General features: G+C 70.9%; 21 protein-coding genes. 2 read left to right on the top strand and 19 right to left on the bottom strand.

What is annotated here, in order from left to right; translation table 11 throughout:
- The first annotated feature begins 121 nt into the window (after positions 1-121).
- Entirely contained in the window at positions 122-367 is a 246-nt protein-coding gene (locus tag E4N62_RS49145) for a helix-turn-helix transcriptional regulator (protein WP_308186432.1), read from the top strand.
- A 287-nt stretch (positions 368-654) separates the two neighbouring features.
- Here E4N62_RS49145 and E4N62_RS46925 read toward each other — a convergent pair whose 3' ends face one another.
- The 11 genes from E4N62_RS46925 to E4N62_RS46875 all read right to left on the bottom strand — a co-directional run bounded on the left by E4N62_RS46925 (position 655) and on the right by E4N62_RS46875 (position 11649).
- Positions 655-1158, bottom strand: coding sequence for a hypothetical protein (locus tag E4N62_RS46925; RefSeq protein WP_230224584.1), 504 nt, complete (start codon positions 1156-1158; stop codon positions 655-657).
- Positions 1159-1248: 90 nt separating this feature from the next.
- Complete coding sequence (locus tag E4N62_RS46920; RefSeq protein WP_230224581.1) at positions 1249-2496, bottom strand: helix-turn-helix transcriptional regulator; 1248 nt, start codon at positions 2494-2496, stop codon at positions 1249-1251.
- 174 nt (positions 2497-2670) lie between these two features.
- The gene (locus E4N62_RS46915) at positions 2671-2925 is read right to left on the bottom strand and encodes a hypothetical protein (RefSeq protein ID WP_230224579.1); all 255 of its coding nucleotides are present in this window, start codon (positions 2923-2925) and stop codon (positions 2671-2673) included.
- Positions 2922-3287: a hypothetical protein gene (locus E4N62_RS46910; protein ID WP_230224577.1), complete on the bottom strand. Its 366-nt coding sequence runs from the start codon at positions 3285-3287 to the stop codon at positions 2922-2924. Before E4N62_RS46910 ends, E4N62_RS46915 begins: the two co-directional genes overlap by 4 nt.
- 3 nt (positions 3288-3290) lie before the next feature.
- Positions 3291-4136: an N-acetylmuramoyl-L-alanine amidase gene (locus tag E4N62_RS46905; RefSeq protein ID WP_230224575.1), complete on the bottom strand. Its 846-nt coding sequence runs from the start codon at positions 4134-4136 to the stop codon at positions 3291-3293.
- Positions 4137-4288: 152 nt separating this feature from the next.
- Positions 4289-4768 carry a hypothetical protein gene (locus E4N62_RS46900; RefSeq protein WP_230224574.1) on the bottom strand — a complete coding sequence of 160 codons (480 nt, stop codon included), beginning with the start codon at positions 4766-4768 and terminating at the stop codon, positions 4289-4291.
- 72 nt (positions 4769-4840) lie between these two features.
- Positions 4841-8008: a hypothetical protein gene (locus tag E4N62_RS46895; RefSeq protein ID WP_230224573.1), complete on the bottom strand. Its 3168-nt coding sequence runs from the start codon at positions 8006-8008 to the stop codon at positions 4841-4843.
- Between the two features lie 13 nt (positions 8009-8021).
- A complete protein-coding gene (locus tag E4N62_RS46890) occupies positions 8022-10307 on the bottom strand; it encodes a phage tail tape measure protein (RefSeq protein ID WP_230224572.1) in 2286 nt (761 codons plus the stop codon).
- 36 nt (positions 10308-10343) lie between these two features.
- On the bottom strand, positions 10344-10535 hold the full coding sequence (locus E4N62_RS46885; protein ID WP_268270611.1) for a DUF5361 domain-containing protein: 192 nt from the start codon (positions 10533-10535) through the stop codon (positions 10344-10346).
- A gap of 101 nt (positions 10536-10636) precedes the next feature.
- The gene (locus E4N62_RS46880) at positions 10637-10990 is read right to left on the bottom strand and encodes a hypothetical protein (RefSeq protein WP_230224570.1); all 354 of its coding nucleotides are present in this window, start codon (positions 10988-10990) and stop codon (positions 10637-10639) included.
- Positions 10991-11085: 95 nt separating this feature from the next.
- Complete coding sequence (locus E4N62_RS46875; protein WP_230224568.1) at positions 11086-11649, bottom strand: hypothetical protein; 564 nt, start codon at positions 11647-11649, stop codon at positions 11086-11088.
- Positions 11650-11732: 83 nt separating this feature from the next.
- On the opposite strand from E4N62_RS46875, the gene E4N62_RS46870 reads away from it, so the two are divergent.
- On the top strand, positions 11733-12083 hold the full coding sequence (locus tag E4N62_RS46870) for a hypothetical protein (RefSeq protein ID WP_230224566.1): 351 nt from the start codon (positions 11733-11735) through the stop codon (positions 12081-12083).
- A 34-nt stretch (positions 12084-12117) separates the two neighbouring features.
- Here the strand turns inward: E4N62_RS46870 and E4N62_RS46865 are convergent, their stop codons facing one another.
- Genes E4N62_RS46865 through E4N62_RS46830 form a run of 8 tightly spaced genes read right to left on the bottom strand, consistent with a single transcriptional unit; the run spans position 12118 to position 15500 of the window.
- On the bottom strand, positions 12118-12321 hold the full coding sequence (locus E4N62_RS46865; protein ID WP_230224564.1) for a hypothetical protein: 204 nt from the start codon (positions 12319-12321) through the stop codon (positions 12118-12120).
- Between the two features lie 26 nt (positions 12322-12347).
- Positions 12348-12644, bottom strand: coding sequence for a hypothetical protein (locus tag E4N62_RS46860; protein WP_230224562.1), 297 nt, complete (start codon positions 12642-12644; stop codon positions 12348-12350).
- A 10-nt stretch (positions 12645-12654) separates the two neighbouring features.
- Positions 12655-13041, bottom strand: a complete 387-nt coding sequence (locus tag E4N62_RS46855) for a hypothetical protein (protein ID WP_230224560.1) — start codon at positions 13039-13041, stop codon at positions 12655-12657.
- Complete coding sequence (locus tag E4N62_RS46850) at positions 13038-13193, bottom strand: hypothetical protein (protein WP_230224558.1); 156 nt, start codon at positions 13191-13193, stop codon at positions 13038-13040. Before E4N62_RS46850 ends, E4N62_RS46855 begins: the two co-directional genes overlap by 4 nt.
- Complete coding sequence (locus tag E4N62_RS46845) at positions 13186-13551, bottom strand: hypothetical protein (protein ID WP_230224556.1); 366 nt, start codon at positions 13549-13551, stop codon at positions 13186-13188. Before E4N62_RS46845 ends, E4N62_RS46850 begins: the two co-directional genes overlap by 8 nt.
- Complete coding sequence (locus E4N62_RS46840) at positions 13548-14177, bottom strand: hypothetical protein (protein ID WP_230224555.1); 630 nt, start codon at positions 14175-14177, stop codon at positions 13548-13550. Before E4N62_RS46840 ends, E4N62_RS46845 begins: the two co-directional genes overlap by 4 nt.
- A complete protein-coding gene (locus E4N62_RS46835; protein ID WP_230224554.1) occupies positions 14170-14856 on the bottom strand; it encodes a hypothetical protein in 687 nt (228 codons plus the stop codon). Before E4N62_RS46835 ends, E4N62_RS46840 begins: the two co-directional genes overlap by 8 nt.
- Positions 14853-15500, bottom strand: coding sequence for a glycosyltransferase family A protein (locus tag E4N62_RS46830; RefSeq protein WP_230224553.1), 648 nt, complete (start codon positions 15498-15500; stop codon positions 14853-14855). The genes E4N62_RS46835 and E4N62_RS46830 overlap by 4 nt, the downstream gene beginning before the upstream one ends.
- Between the last annotated feature and the right edge of the window lie 3 nt (positions 15501-15503).

The raw sequence follows: 15503 nt of genomic DNA, 5'->3' as shown, positions 1-15503 counted from the left end.
GCCTGGCAGCAGGACAGGGAGGGCCGTCCGTGAGCGGTGCGTTCGCGTCGGCACCGCATCCATTCCATGATCACAAAAAGCTGAGCACATTCCGCCGACAAGCTATCGTGCCCGGTCAAGCGTGTACGGGGTGCGCGATCTACCTGAAGACGATTCGTGGTTCACCCAGCGTCAGGAGGCGGTAGGGAGGCGGGTCGTGGCCGAGCGGCTACGCCAGAACCTGACCCAGGAAGACCTGTTCCTCGCGGCCCGAGTGGACCGTCGCACTCTCCAGGCCCTTGAAGCCGGTCGCGGAAATCCCGTCCTCGCGACGCTGCACCGCATCGCGTACGTCCTCGACGTACCGCTGTCCGACCTCGTGCGGTGAGCCCGCCGCCGCGACGGGGGACGTCAGCGGCGGGCTCACCCAGGCCGCCCCCGACGGCACAGGGGCAGCCACCCGGACACCGGTGTCTCGCGGCCGGCGACCGGGGGTCTCAGGTCTACGTCCAGCGGGTTCCGGTGTACGGATGCCAGTGATCCCTGTACCGGGCCTCGTGCCCGAGCGGCTCGACGCAATGGACGTGCCGGCCGGGGTGCTCTGCCCAGCAGTAGCCGCCCAGGCCGCGCGGCGCGGACGGGGCCTCCGACGGGCGGCGCTTCTTCGCCTCCGGCTTAGGCACGGGCCGCCTCCGCCTGATCGGCCACCACAGCCCGACCCCGCAGTATCAGCTGCTGCACGGCCTCGGGCCGGCACAGGTCACCCTCGAACCGCGGTGGTGCCAGCCAGTACGTGCCCGGCGGCGTGACCCGGCTTATGTGCGGGACGCCCATGTACGTGCCCTCGCCGAGGCACGGAGCCTCCTCGTCGTTCTCCCAGACGACGCCGGCGTGCCACTGGATGAGCGGGTAGTACGGGAGGCCGACCGCGAGGGTGTCGCGGATGACCGGGCCCTGAAGGCGCTCGGTCAGTGTCTCGGCGACCGTGGTGAGGTTGCTGCTGCCGACGGCAGCGTGGACGAGGCGCTCGGGGAGGCGTACGACGCTGAAGCGAGCGCCGAGGGGGAGGAGGGCGACGCCCTGGTCGTTCCAGTCGGCGTGGGCCTGGTGGCGTTTCTCGGGCGGCAGTGATCGGGCGAGCCAGTCGGTGATGAACCTGTCGAGCATGGCTCTGTCCATGAGTGACCCCCTGGCCGTTGCGGTTTGTCCTGCTCAACCGACGGTAGAAGCCAGAGGGTCACTGAAGTACCACAGTCTGTAGTACCTGTGTCACACGACGCCGAGGCGGATACCCAACTCCATCAACTCACCCCGCCGCTTCGTACGGATCATCGTGCCCACCGTCTCCCGCACACCGGCATGCGCACGCGTCGCTTGAGGCGCCAGCCGCTCCGCCTTCAGGAACGCCCTCAGTGCTTCGTCGCGCTGCCCGTTGTAGAAGTAGGCACGCCCGAAGTCGATGTAGAAGTGGGAGTGCCGCTCCTCCGAGTAGTCCGGCGGGAGCTTCACCTTCTCCGCTTGGGCAACTGCGTCCTTGCCACGCCCCAGCTCGACGGGCAGGCTCACCGACCACAGGGCGGTGTTCGTGGGACCGAACTGCATCTGCCAGTGATTCTGATCCTCCCCGAGCTCCTCGGCCGCCTGCTTGGCGTAGCCGAGGTGGCGAACTGCGGTCGTTGGATCCTTCGCCCGTGCCGAGTTCAGGGACGCCTTCAGGTGGAATGCCCCCTTCAGCGAGACCGCCTCCGGGCCGGGCGACGGAATCGCCCCCAGCTCGGTCAGCGCGTCGTCGATGATGGCGCCAGCCTCGTCGTGCTCACCGATCGTGAGGAACTCGCCGGCGTCGTACCAGGACGCGGCGAGCGCGCGCAGTGGGTCGCCGGTTTCTCGGCTGGCCCAGACGACGCGTTCGGTGGCGAGGGTGGCGTCGCTGTTGTGGCCGAGTTTGTACAGGTACTGCATGGCGCACTCGTAGCCGGACGCCAGCAGCCCGTAGACCTGGCGACGCTGGTCTCCGTCAGTGAGTTCGGCGGCGACCTGCAGATCCCGCAACAGGGCGGGCAGGGCAGCGCCGGACTGCGTGAGATCGGCGGCCTGCCGGTAGCCGTTGGCCTCGGTGACACGGCGGCGTAGGCCCGTCAAGTCGACTGCTGCGGCTTCTGCTTCGGTGGGTCGTGCTGGCCGACCGTGGCGCATGAGCGCGCGGCGTACGGCGGCCACCGAGGCGACTGCGGTTTGCCCGTCGCGGTCGGCTTGGGCGGGCATGTACGGGGCTCCGGTGATTTCGGTGGGGTGGCAGTCGAGGGCTTGGGCGAAGGTGAGGACGACGGCTGCGCGGTCAAGGCTGCGGCGTCCCTGTTCGAAGTGGCGGATCGCGGAGAGGCTGTAGCCGGATTCGAGGGCGAGGCGCTCCTGTGTCCAACGGTGACGCTGGCGCAGTCGGGCGAGCCTCTGTCCGTTGGACTCTGCGATGGCGGTGGTGTGGGCCATACTGGTCTCCAGTTCCTTGCTCGACACTTGGAACGGTACGCCTCACGGCCGGTGGTGTGCGTGGGGAAGGCCCTTACGGATTGCGGTCCGCAGGGGTCTTCTCCGTTTCGTGGAGGTGGCCATGGGCGTCCGGGCATGACGAAACGCCCCCTGCACGGCCGCGTGGACCGTGCAGGGGGCGCAGGTTCGGCTTTGGTCGTTTCACTGGCTCATCGCCTGCCACACGGCCAGGCCTAGCGCGCACAGGGCTGTCACCGCAGCGAGCGACGGCAGCGGCCAACGCGCCCGTTCCAGCGCGTCCACCCGGGCCTTGACCTCAGCAATGTCCTGCTCGTACTGATTGCCACGCTGCACCAGCAACGCCAGCTGACCCTGCGTCGTCGCGTTGCCGACATCGACGGCACGGCGGAGCTCGGCCAGCTCCAGCGCGATCGACGTCGACTCCGGCGGCGTCATCTCGGCCCCCGCTCCTCGGCCGCCGCGTTGAGCCTGCGAACGAAGTCGCTGATGTCCTGGTCCATCGCGGCCTGGTCGAACTTCAGCCGGATCGGCGCCTCTACCGGCGTGACGTACTGCGGCGGCCGCGCCCACCCCAGCGCGATACCGGCGAGCAGCTGCAGCGGCCCCCACGACATCCGCTCAGCGAGCTCCTCCAGGAGCCGGAACACGGCGTAATACGCGGCCATCAGACCGACGGAGACCGCGCCGGCCGCCGTCTCACTGTCCACCGGGATACCCAGCCACCCCGTTGCTGTGAGGACCAGACCGGCCACGGCCGGCACGGCGAACCGCATGAAGCTGATGAACAGGTTCTGCATGACTCAGACCTCCTCGACGTCCAGGCGGACGGTCACGTTCTCGATGGCCCGGGTGATCCGCCCCACCAGCTCGTCAGGGTCGACCGCCGCGGTGTTCGCCGCGAGCGTCGCGACGGTACGGGCGAGCTCGGCGATCGTCGCGTGCTGCACGACCGCCTCCGCCTGCAGCGCCCGCACCCGCTTGCCGAGGTCGATCAGGATCGAGGCGGGCTTCCATTCCGTGTTGCCCTTCGCGCCCCACCCGGCGGGGACACCGACCACACCGTCGGTCTCCCACACCGCCCTGCACAGGTCCTTGGTCGTCCACGTCGCCATCGGGTCCTCCTCCTCGCTGTCGGTGGGGCGGGGTGCCCCTGCTTTCACCCAGGCGTAGACCGCGTCGCCCGGGCATGCTGTGGCGTAGCCGTCGCGGTGGCCGCCGAGCCACGTCCCGGCCGGGCCCTTGCTGCGGCAGTACTCGATCGCGTCCCGGCCACCGTGCAGCTGCTCGACGGTCGGCTTCGTCAGCCCTGACGAGCCGACCATCAGCAGCACCGCGTAGTCCTGCTCGTTCAGGCTGGTGTTGCCGTTCGCCGAGTTCCGGCGCGTCAGGCCCCGCCCCTCGTACACCCAGCCGTGCGTGCAGACGACGAAGCTGTAGCCGATGTCCGACCAGCCGTTGCCGTCCATGTGCGAGGCCTGCAGCTGGCGCACGTAGGCGGCGCACCCGGTGTGCGGCCGGTCGGCGTACGGGGTGCCGAGGTAGTGGATTTTGACGCCGCGGCGGGCGCGGCTGTACGGGGTGGCGCCGTTCGGGCGCAGGTAGTCGCGGGCGCCCCACTGCGCGCGCGTGACGAGCTTGATGGCCACGGGGCCTCCAGGGCATGACGAAGCCCCGCACCATGGGGTGGTTGCGGGGCTGGTGACATGAGGGCGGCCCCGGCGGAGAGTTGCCGGGGCCGTGTTCCCCAGCAGGACTCCTGCCGGGGCTTTCTCTCCGCTGCCGACTGTACGCCGCGCGGTCAGGCGATGCGCCGGTACACCAGCCTCGACTGGGCGCGGAAGATGGTCTGGTTGGCGTTGGAGGTCTGCTGGGCGAACTGCACGGTGCAGTTGCCGGCGGTGCCGCCCATGACGATCTGTCCCTCGTCCGAGGCGTAGAAGAAGTCGCCGGGTGCGCCGCCGTCCGCGCTGCCGCCACCGGCGATGATCTCCGTGCCTGTTCCCGGGGAGCGCATGATGACGGCCGCTCCGGTGTTCAGGCCGGCCACTGCGGCGGCTTCCCGGCTGATGGTGAAGCGGCGCGCGGCCGCCCCGGAGGGCACGGACCAGGCGAACTTCAGGTCCGGGGTGACGGTCGCGGAGTACGAGATCTGCAGCTGGTATTCGTAGGTGGCGTTCGCGACTCCGGGCAGGACCAGGTTCGTGCTGACCAGGGTGGTGCTGCTGGTCACGGTCTGGTCGGAGCCCTGCTCGACGAGGATTGTGTTGCGGGCGTTCATGCGCCCTGCGGTCATCCGCATCCCTGCAGGCCACTCGGGGAACGGCAGCGTCATCCGATGCTCCGATCTGTCTCATAGGGCGGTGATCGCCGGGACGGCCAGGCGCAGATCGTCTCCGGTCGCGTGGACCTTGGCGATGCCGTTGGCGGAGCGGGTCACGGTGAACGTCTGAGGGCTGGTGGTTCCGGAGACGGCGGTGACGGTGAGGTCCTCGCCGCCCACGCGGACGGTGAACGGGAACTCCTGCGGGAAGGTGGCGGTGGTGACCCACAGCGGGCCGTCGGTGACCGTGACGGACAGGCTGGTGTCGTCCACGTCAATGCCCGCGGCCAGTTGACTGCCGTCGGTGTCGACGCGGGTGGGGGCGATCCCGGTGAAGGAGAGGTCGTCGATGTGGACGGCGTCCTCACCGGAGGCGGCGCTGTTGTCCTTGGCGTACCGGAAGGTGACGGTGGACTTGCCGGTGACGTCGGCGATGGCCTGCGTCCACCCGGTGGTGCCCTGGGCGCGCAGGATCTGCACGCCGTCGACGAGGACCAGGAGCCGGTCGCCCTCGAAGCCGGGCCCTGAGTTCTCGCTCGATGTCCAGTACCAGAACCGCATCTCGACCGACCCGGCGGGGATCGTGACAATCCAGTCGGAGGTCTGGTTGTTGCCGATGGCCCCGGACCGCAACGACCAGACGCCGGTGTTGAAGTGCGCCTGCGACCGCGCCCACGGCAGGCTGCCGCCGTCGACGGCGGTGACCTCGTAGGTGGTGTCCTCGAAGTCCTCGTACACGGCGAGGCCGGCCACGATGTACGGCCCGAAGGGCACGCAGTTGCCCTGCACGGTCCACCGGGTCGGGGAGAGGGTCTGGGTGTAGCCCTCCAGGAGGAGATCGACGAGATCGGTGGGGTGCTGCGGGGGGAGGCCCGCGACCTGCAGGCGGTCGCCGGTGTCGGTGCGCAGCCAGGTGTCGATCAGGTGCGGGGCGATCGACAGGTCGAAGGAGACGGACGGATAGCGCATGCCGGGCCAGGTGCCCAGGTGCAGCCGCCATCCCGCCAGTGCGGGCAGCTGTGCGTCGCTGTACGCGTTGACGGTGGGGCTGTCGCGGTAGCGGCGTCTTTTGGTCACCGACGCCTCGTCGACGGCGCGTGCGGAGGAGCCGCCCTCGCGGGTGACGGTGATGTCGTTGCGGATGCGCTGGTCGTCCAGGACGGGCGCGAACGGGTTGGCGATCTCGTTGTTGCCCGCGTCGAGGACCAGGCGCGCTGCCTGGTTGTACAGGTCGGCGCGGGTGCGGTACAGCAGGCCGCGTGAGGAGCGGCGCTCGCCCATGCGGCCGCCGTCGAGGGCAGCGCACTCGCCGAGGAGGTCCAGGAACGGGGCGGGGCGCTGGGGGCCCATCGGCTCGCTGTCGTCGGGGTCGCCGACGACGGCGTAGGGGATGCCTTCCTCCTCGCACAGGCGGGCGAAGCGGTTGGCGGCGGTCTCTCCGGCCCATGCGTCGATGGCGCCGCTGTAGGCGCCGGTGAGGTCGATGGGGAAGGCGGAGATGTGGCCGAGCGCCATGCCGTCGAGGTCGGGGCTGTAGCCGTCGGGCGGGGAGGCGACGCCGGTGGGGCGCCCGACGGTGCCGGCGAAGGAGGCGCTGAAGGCTCCGGCGCCGCCGCCGATGTTGAACCAGCTGATGTCCCAGTTGACGTTGCCGCCGTTCTGGGTGGCCATGAACCGCACGAACAGCCAGTCGTTGTACAGGTTGGCGCCGGTGCCGATGTCCTGGGTGAAGACGGTGGCGCCGTCGGAGTCGAGGCCGAAGACGCGGGTGAGGTTGTTGCGCTGCTGGATGTACCACTCGGCGACGGTGCCGGTGGACAGGATCCGCATGAACGTGCGCAGCGTGGTGTTGGCGTTGTCGAGGCGGTAGATGTAGCGCACGGACCAGCTGCTCGGCGCTGTGGCGGGGGCCGGGATACGGCCGAGCATCTGGGCCAGGCTGCTGCCGGAGCTGGCGAGCACGGGCAGGGCGTTGCTGCTGGCGAGGGTGTCCACGCTGGCCCACTCGACCTGGGTGAGCTTGAGCGGGTTGACGCCCTCGACGGGGCTGGAGGCCTGCGTGGCGCTGGCGCCTTCTTCCATCGGCCAGTACGCCAGCGGCCCGAACGAGGGGACGCGGCGGCGCAGGGTGGATTCCAGGGCTTCTTCACCCTGCCCGAGGCGGCGCAGGATGCCGGAGGCGGTGACGGTCACCTGCGCTTCGCCCTCGTAGCCGCTGTCCTCGTCGGAGAGGTCCCCGTACGGCCAGACGGGTTCCCAGCTGTCGACGTGGCCGTTGAACTGGTGGTGCCAGTCGGTGATCTCCGCGCCGCCCGCCAGTGTCCAGGTCAGGCCGGCGCTGTCGGTGAAGGAGGTGGCGCCGGGGCTCTGGGCGGTGAAGTCGGGGTCGGCGACGAGGGTCCCGTCGATCCCGTCGTACAGGCGGAATGCGTGGTAGGCGCCCTGCGGGGCGGTGAATCCGACGCCGGGCACTTCGCCGACGGTGAGGGGCTGGTCGCTGTTGAACAGGGAAGTGGCGCCGGAGGGGGTGGAGGCGTCGCCGAGCTGGACCCAGGGGCCGTCGATGCTGTCGGCGGTGTAGTGGGTGACGACGCCGGTGGTGGTGTCGAGGGTGGAGCGCAGCGCGATCCGGCCGGAGGCGGGCACGGGAACGGGCACGGTGGAGATGTACTGGGGGATCGCGACGCCGTCGGGGGACCAGCGGAAGACCAGGGCCCTGGCGTCGCTGTAGAGCCACAGCCAGGACCGCTGGGGGGTGGTGACGGTGTACTTCCCGGCCAGTTCGATGATGTCGCCGGAGAACCAGTCGTCGAGCTCGATCTCGGCGCGCACGTCGACGGAGCCGGTGATGTCGATGGCCGCCGCGTCGGGGGTGCTCGCGCGGCCGGATCCTTCCAGGCCGAGGTAGGGCGGGCCTTGCACGGAGTACCGCAGCGGCACGCCGAGTTCGATGTCCGGGTAGTGGGCGCCGGCCGGGTTGTCGGGGGTGTAGTCGCCGGAGACGTTGTCCAGGACGAGGCTGATGCTGGTGGGTTCGGCCTGTCCGGCTTCGTTGGCGGTGCCGCGGGTGATGCTGATCTGCTGGGCGTGGATGGCGGCGGTGATGTTGGTCCACGACCAGGTGGTGGGGGATGCGTCGGCGTCGGCGCCGAACGCGGCCTGCAGCCGGTGCACGAGCCGGTCCTCGGGGAACGCCACCACATGCCTCCCTTTACGCTGCAGCGGGCTTCTTGAAGAACTTCTCCGCCGACCCGCCGGCCTCGGTACGGATCGCGGCGCGCAGCCATTCCACGAGGGCGCGGGGCATGCCGTGGGCGTCGAGGACGACCGTCGGTGCGGTGGCCGCGGCGGCGGTGCGGCTGCCCGCGCTGAGCTGCTGTTGCAGAGCCGTGCTCGGCAGGTGCTGCAGCTGGGCGCGCAGGTCCGGGGTCTGGTCGGTGATACCGGTCTGGAAGCCCTGGATGAGGGCGCGGCCGGAGTAGAGGGTGTAGCCGCGCCCGGAGAACGGGCCCCTTTTCGCGGGGCTGAAGGGGAAGTACTCGCGCGCCGCGCTGACCACGCTTGAGGCGGCCGACCGGACCTGTCCGATCTTGTTCTTGATGCCGGTGATGAACCCTTGGATCAGTGCCCGCCCGGACGCGGCGAGGACCTGGCCGATGTTGCCGAGCGCGGACTTCGCCCGTCCGGGCAGGCGCCGTACCCAGGTGAGCAGGTCGGTGGCCTTGCGGGAGGCGGCGTCCTTGAAGCGCTGCCAGGCGCGCGAGGACGTCGACGACAGGTTCCCGCCCAGGGCGCTCAGCGCGCTGACGGCCCGCCCGGGCAGGGCGCGCACCGAGCCGACGAACGACGTCCACTGACGGCCGACGGGGCCTGAGATGTACTTCGACCACAGCCCGCCGAACCAGCGGCCGACAGCGGTGCCCAGCACGGCGAGCACCGACGCGGCGGTGGTCGCTTTCTGCGAGACCCAGCCGGTGAACGCCTGCCACCACTTGGGCAGGTTGTCGTTGAGCTTGGACACCATCTCCTTGACGAACCCGACCATGATCACCGCCACGGCGGCGCTGAGCGCGGCGCCCACGGTGATCGGCAGGGCCACGATCGCCAGGAGGATCGCCGCGGTGATCAGTCCGATCTTCAGGACCTTCCCGGGGTTCGCCGCGATGTAGTCGGCGACCTTCCCCCCGAACGTCATCAGAGCCTCGATGCCCTTCGGCGCCCACTCGACGATCTTCTGCCCGATCTTCACGCCGAGGAGCCGCACGAATTCCGCCGCCCGGTCCGCCGCGCCCTCGGAGCCCTTCCCGGCCTGGTCCCAGATGCCGCCGAGTTCCTTGCCGATGACGCTGCCCGCGGTCGTGACAGCGGGGATCACCGTGCCGCCGAGGAACTCCACCAGGTTCTGCTGCATCGAGTTCTTGAACGCGGTCAGCTTCGCGCCGGCGTTGTCGCGCAGCCCGTCGCCGAGTTCGTCGGCGGCCCCCTTCGCGCCGTCCATGGCCTTGGACGCCTTGCCGACATCGAGGGCGAACAGGGCCGCGCCGAGATCCTCGCCGGGGCCGCCGAACAGGTCCTGAATGGCGACCTTCGCCGTCTGTGATCCGGGGCCCAGCTCCCGAATCTTCGCCAGGACCGACCCCATCGCCTCTTCGCCGCGCTTGCCCCCGGCAGACATGTCGGTGCCGATCTGCTTGGCGTCCAGGCCGAGCGACGTCAGGGCGGCTGCGGAAGCCTCGGAACCGGAAGTGACTTGGAGGGTCAGTTCCTTGAATGCGTCCGCGATCTTGTCGGTGTCCTTGCCCCAGCCGCCCTTGATGGCCTGTCGCATCAGGCCCAGCGCGGTCTGCCCGCTGATGCCCGCGGACTTGAAGATCGGCCCGTACTCGGTGAACGTCTCCATCAGGTCTTCGGAGGCCGGCCCGAGGCCGTTCATCCCGGCGGCGAGCAGGTCGAAGGCCTCGGTGCCGTTCTTCGCCAGCCCGTTCTTCATCATCGTGCCGGCGGCGTTCGCGGCCTGCTGCAGGTCGATGTCGAAGGTGTTCGCGAGATCGGCGGCGTTGGTGGCGATCGACTTGATCTGCTTGTTCGTCGCCCCCGCCGGGACCAGCCCAGACGACATCACGGCGCGGATGGTGTCGGCGCCCTGCTGGAAGTCGGTGACGATCGCCCCCGCGAACAGCTCGCCCGCGATCTCGCCGTACTTCTTGGCCTCCGCCGGTGTCGCGCCGAGCTGCGCGCGGAGCTTGCCGACGATGCGGCCCTGGTCCAGGGCCTCGGTGACACCGCCGATCAGCGCCGCCCCGGCCAGCAGCCCGGCCCCGAGCAGGGCGCCCTTGAAGGCCTGCCCGAACTTGCCGCCCGCCTGGTCCCCGGCCTGCTGCCCGGCGTCGTTCGCCGGGCCGCGCATGGCGTCGTTCATGGCCTGCTGGGCCTCCGGCCCGAACCCCCGCATGGAGGGCACGAGCCGGACGAACGCGACGCCGACCTCTTCGGCCACGACGCTCACCCCCTCTTCAGTTGTGTGGTGCTGAGATCAGGTGCGGGCGGGCCCGTAGCGGGCGAGGAGCGCCTGTACCTCGGCCGGGCTGCGGTCGGTGCGGCCCGTGCGGATGCCGGGCTTCGTCGCCAGCGGGCTGATTGGCTTGGGCCGGTTGCGGCCTTTCTGGCCGTCCTTGGTGCGCTGCCAGTTCGCCGTGCGCAGCTCGTCCACGGCCAGGTACAGCAGGTGCTCGGCCAGCTCGCGGCCGTCGCCGCCCAGGAGGCGGGCGGTGACGCTGGTGGGGTCGGCGCGCAGGGCTTCGTGCAGGACGGCGATCCGGCCGACGGTCAGCGTCTGCGGTTCGACCGGCGAGCCGCGGAGGAGGAGGTCCGCTGCGAGCGCTTCGCGGAGCTGCGGGGTGCAGATGACCTCGATCCCGCTTTTCCCGCGCGGTTGCCGTGCTCCACCCAGGCCTTGGACAGTTCTCCCTGCACGCCGACGGGCATGTCGTCGATGGCGTCGAGGGTGTCCTCATCCGCGATCTCCTCCAGCACGGAGTCATCGCCCTGGCGGAATCGGCGGGCCTGCTCGCCGGTGAGGGTGTTGACGTTGGGCAGTTCGTACTCCTCGCCGTCCAGGCCGGTGAAGACGAACGGTTCGGTGTTCTGCTCGGCGGCGACCTTGCGGGCGTCGAAGACCATGCGCGGATCCCTTCACGATGTGCGCGCGGATGGAGAAGAAGGGTGGGCGTTCCGGGGGCACTCCGCGCGAGATGCCCCCGGAACGCGATCAGGGGTCACGACCCGATGTCCTCGCCCCACGCCGCGGAGTTGGAGAACTTCGTCATGAGGTTGCCGTTGTCGTCCGGGTAGGCGGTGATCGTCACCGGATACATGACGGCCTCCCCGGACTGATAGGGGACCTCGCCGCGCTCGGTGAGTTCCCCGTTGCCGACGTAGAGGCGGATGATCTCCGCGCCGTCGACGACGTTGAGGACGAACGCGCGCGGATCACTGGTGGCGGGCTTGACGTCGATCTTCCACTCGCCGCCGTTCGCCTCCACCTGCGAGCCCGGGTAGAAGAGTTCGAGGTTGCTGCCCCTCGTCTGGATGAGGGTGCAGGCGATCGTGAGCGTGGACTCGGTGCGCGCCGCGCGGACGGTGGTGGCGTTCTGCCAGGCGATGATGTTGTCGACCGAGTCGTCCCAGTTCTCGGTCACGCCGTCCTCGGACACGTAGCCGTGCCCGAGGAACAGCGGGTCCAGCACGCTGACGGCGGTGGTGGGAGCGGCGGTTCCCCGGGGAGCCGACAGCAGCTCCCCGGTGATCGCCACCCGTACTTCATCGGCGGCCAGTGCCATGGCGGTTCTCCTTCGCGAGGGTCTGGGGGTTCACCCGGGCGCGCGGACCACCGGGAGACGAGAGAGGGCGGGTCAGGGGCGGGGTGGACGACGTCGTCCGCCCGCAGGTCCAGGGCGTAGGTCGCCCACGCCACCGGGGAGTTCGTTATGGGGTCGTCGTCCAGGCGCGGGGCGAGGAACTCCTGCACCCGGTAGCAGGGCACCCCGCCCAGCAGGCTGGTGCCCGACAGCGCCCACACGTGGGCGCGCACCAGCAGCGCCAGCGCCATCGCGGCCCGGTCGTCGGCGTCCCAGCACTTCACGTCCAGGCGGGCGGAGTCCCGCACCGGCAGCACGGCGGCGCCGCCGACCCGGCGCACCTGCACCAGCTGTGCGGGCCCGGGGTCGGGTCGGCGGGAGACGACGGGGACGGGGTCGACGAGGGGGTCAGGTAGGCGATCAGGAGGGCGTTGGCGTCGGGGAAGGCCATCAGAGGGCCTCGACTTCGATCGGCCCCAGGATCGTGTGGAGAGGCACCCACAGCAGCCGGTGCGGCTCCAGCTTGAGGATCAGACAGCCCTCCTCCACCCGGGGCGGCTCGATCACCTGCTTCCATCCGGACATGCCGGAGAACTTCGGCCACCGCACCCGAAACGGCGGCGCCGGCGGGCTGCTGCCCTGCTGCATCACCATCGGCCCTGCCCCCTTGTCTGTGCCGGTCAGCTCGCGGCCGACATCGCGGCCCGGAAGTAGCCGTGCTCGCGCTCCACCCGCAGCGAGCCCGGGTGCACGGCGATCGCGGTCGCGCCCGCACGCGACCGGCCGGTGTAGGAGTCGGCGACCATCCGCACCGGCTCCGGGGTACCGGACTGCGCGAGGGCCTGCTCGAACAGCGGGCCCGCCTGGTCGGCCACCGCGCGCGCCCGCCGTTCCAGGTCCGCCCGCACCCCCGGCGACTTCAGCAGGGCCTCGGCCCCGCGCGACTTGATCCGGAACCGCTCGATGGTGCCGGCCATAACGAGCCCCCTATCCGTTGACGATCTTCAGCGTGAGTTCGGTGTGATGCGGCGCCGTGGACGCGGCGGCCGCCATGGCGAGCGGGTTGTAGGCCGGGCCCGGGCGGCCGTCAAGTTCGAAGACCACCGCGCCCTCGGGATGCCCGGCCCACTCGATGCGGGCCCGTCTGGGGACGGGACTGTGGTTGGTGGCCATCAGCCACCGCTCCTCCAGCGGGTCCGCACCGACCTGGGTGACGAGGGTGCGCTGGTCCTGCTGCAGCCACGCCGCCACCGTCGTCCGGGCAGCCCCGGCGCCGTAGTCGTAGACGGTGTTGCCGTAGGAGTCCGTCGACGTTGCCGGGGCGACGATCACGACCTCGTGCGGCAGCAGCCTGTCCGGAAGCTGACTGCTCACCGTCGGCTCCTCGACAGACGGCGGGTCAGGTCCGCGATCGCCTTCTGCGCCCGCGCGGCCGCCGCCTGGTCGCCCTTGCGTAGCGCGGTGGCGAGCTTGGCCTGCTCACGCACCAGCTGGCGGCCCCAGCGGTCGGCCGCGCTGCTAACCACCGCTGCCACCTCCTCGGTGCGGGACCGCTCCCGGAGCATGGTCGAACCAGCGCAGCCGCGTGGGCCGCTCGCCCGGGCCGGCATGGGCCGGGCCGTGTTCGGGGTCGTGGTGGCCTGCCTGCAGCACGCAGCGCACCGTCCCGTACCCGTCAGCGTTGATGACGGCAGTGCAGTCGCCGTTGCCCGATTCGCGCAGCCCCACCGCCTCGGGCCACGTGCGTTCAATCTCGTCGGCCACCCGACGCAGCAGCGCGGCGAGAGACGCGTAGAACTCCGGCAGGGTGTCGGCCTGGACCTGGCCGACGGTCTCCGCCGACGAGCCGACCTTCAGCGCCACGTCCATGTGGACCGTGCTCATCCTGCCTCCACTTGGATGGTTCCGGCGCGGCGGGGACCGTACCGCTTGAGGGCTTTCTCGTCTTGGTCGTCCATGACGACGCGGGCGCCGGTGGCTCCGGCGCCCTGCTGCAGCTGGTAGTTGTAGGCGCCGATCCGCTCGGCGACCATGCCCGGGGTCATGGACGGTGAGAGCAGGGTGCGCAGCACCATGTCGCACACCACCTTGACGACGATGGCCGGGATCGTGGCGTCGCCGTGGTCGTAGTCGACCTGGTAGGTGTCGGGCTGGCACCGGTCGCGCCACGCGTCGGAGGCGAAGTCGGCGCTGTACGTGGCGTACGTCAGGTCTATCTTGTCGACGCCGTCGAACGACCAGCCCGACATCACCGCCGTGGCTGTCCCGTCGGGGGCGACGGCGGCCACCGAGTTCACGGCGGTCACCGGCCGCTGCGGCAGGCGCAGCAGCACACCGACCGGGCGGAGCACGATCACGTCGTCGGCCACCGCCTCGAAGTCCCGGCCGGTGTACTCCCGCACGAGGGCGGAGGCGTCGGCGAGGAGCGAGGGCGCGCGGGCCGCCTCCTCCTCGGTCAGGTCCCGGCCGAGGCGCGCCTCGACGTCCTCGACGGTGGCGAGGTCAGCCATGACTCACCTCCCTCGTGGCGCCGGCGAGCACGGCCCGCATGGCGTGCGGGTCGAGCCGCGCCCGGTGGTAGAGCTCCCACAGGGCGAGGCTCTCGTCAGATCCCCAGCGGCGCGTCAGGCGTGGCTGGGGCGGATGCCACAGGTGCCACATCGGGGCGGTACCCCGCCACGGCGTACCCGCGAGGCAGGCCAGGGCGATCGCCCAGGCCTCGTCTTCCTGCCCCCACCCGGTGAACCGGGCATCCAGCGGGATGCGCTCGTACGTAGCCCTCGGCAGCACGGTCATGCCACCGCCGGCGAACCCGGGATACGCCCGCTGCGCGAGGGGGCCTCCCAGGGGGGCGCCCTCGAGGACCGTGCGGGTGGACTCCGGGGCGAGCCGGTACACCCGGTGGTGAGGGATCGCCCAGGGGGCGCCTTCGGCGATGACGGTGACGGCCTGCAGGACGCCCTCGCACCACACGTCCGCGTCCGCCAGGACCAGTACGTCCCCCGTCGCGTCCGGCAGCGCGGCAGCGACGGCGGCCGCCTTGCACCACACTCCGTCGGGCGGGGTGCCGGTGACAATCTGCCAGCCGGGGAACCGTTCGTGCCAGCGGGCACGTGCCCACGCCCAGGCCGCCTCCCGCTCGGCGCCGTCGGGACGCCAGGGCACGATGACCGACACGGTCAGGGTCATGGCTCCCACCTCCTGCACAGTCGGCGCAGCTGCGCGTACGCGGCCTGCTTGTCGGCGGCCGTGATGGTGTGGGAGTGCGAGCCGGAATGCTGCCGGTAGACGAACCCGGCCCGCCGCGTCGGTACGAAACGCGCGCCGAGGTGAGCGAAGCCGACCCACAGAGCGGACTCGATCCAGTCGTTGACCGTGATGTAGGGGCGGCGTTCCCACAGGGTCCGCCGGTAGGGCGACGGAGAGAACGCCCCCAGCCGCCCGCGCAGGATCGTCCGCGCGCTGGCATGCGGGAACGTCACCTCGCGGCCGTCCCGCCACGCGCCGAGGGAGACGACGTCCGCCCGGTGGGCGACGGCGGCGGCGTCCGTGAGGGCGTGCGGGAGGAGGACGTCGTCGGCGTCGAGGTGCATCACCCACTCGGTCGGTGTCGAGGCGACCGCCGTATTGCGTACGGCGCCCATCCCCTCGTGCCCGGTGGCGACGACCTGCCAGGTGAGGCCGGAGGCGTCGAGGGCCTCGCGGGCGGCGCCGAGGTCGTCGGCGCCGGCGTCGACGACGGTCACCAGCTCGGGCCGTACGGCCTGCGCGGCGACGGAGGCGACCCAGCCGGGCAGCCACCGCCCGTAGGCGCCCCACACGGTGGTGACCACGCC

The sequence above is a fragment of the Streptomyces sp. MNU76 genome (genome assembly GCF_020982545.1).
Lineage (GTDB): Bacteria > Actinomycetota > Actinomycetes > Streptomycetales > Streptomycetaceae > Streptomyces.
This window is presented reverse-complemented; position numbering and strand designations above follow the sequence as displayed.

Excerpts from the sequence above, each read along its gene's own strand:
- E4N62_RS46835 (WP_230224554.1), bottom strand. The coding sequence starts at position 14,856 with ATGACCCTGACCGTGTCGGTCATCGTGCCCTGGCGTCCCGACGGCGCC.
- E4N62_RS46910 (WP_230224577.1), bottom strand. The coding sequence starts at position 3,287 with ATGCAGAACCTGTTCATCAGCTTCATGCGGTTCGCCGTGCCGGCCGTG.
- E4N62_RS46900 (WP_230224574.1), bottom strand. The coding sequence starts at position 4,768 with ATGAACGCCCGCAACACAATCCTCGTCGAGCAGGGCTCCGACCAGACC.
- E4N62_RS46865 (WP_230224564.1), bottom strand. The coding sequence starts at position 12,321 with ATGGTGATGCAGCAGGGCAGCAGCCCGCCGGCGCCGCCGTTTCGGGTG.
- E4N62_RS46880 (WP_230224570.1), bottom strand. The coding sequence starts at position 10,990 with ATGGTCTTCGACGCCCGCAAGGTCGCCGCCGAGCAGAACACCGAACCG.
- E4N62_RS46840 (WP_230224555.1), bottom strand. The coding sequence starts at position 14,177 with ATGGCTGACCTCGCCACCGTCGAGGACGTCGAGGCGCGCCTCGGCCGG.
- E4N62_RS46875 (WP_230224568.1), bottom strand. The coding sequence starts at position 11,649 with ATGGCACTGGCCGCCGATGAAGTACGGGTGGCGATCACCGGGGAGCTG.
- E4N62_RS46845 (WP_230224556.1), bottom strand. The coding sequence starts at position 13,551 with ATGAGCACGGTCCACATGGACGTGGCGCTGAAGGTCGGCTCGTCGGCG.
- E4N62_RS46860 (WP_230224562.1), bottom strand. The coding sequence starts at position 12,644 with ATGGCCGGCACCATCGAGCGGTTCCGGATCAAGTCGCGCGGGGCCGAG.
- E4N62_RS46915 (WP_230224579.1), bottom strand. The coding sequence starts at position 2,925 with ATGACGCCGCCGGAGTCGACGTCGATCGCGCTGGAGCTGGCCGAGCTC.
- E4N62_RS46925 (WP_230224584.1), bottom strand. The coding sequence starts at position 1,158 with ATGGACAGAGCCATGCTCGACAGGTTCATCACCGACTGGCTCGCCCGA.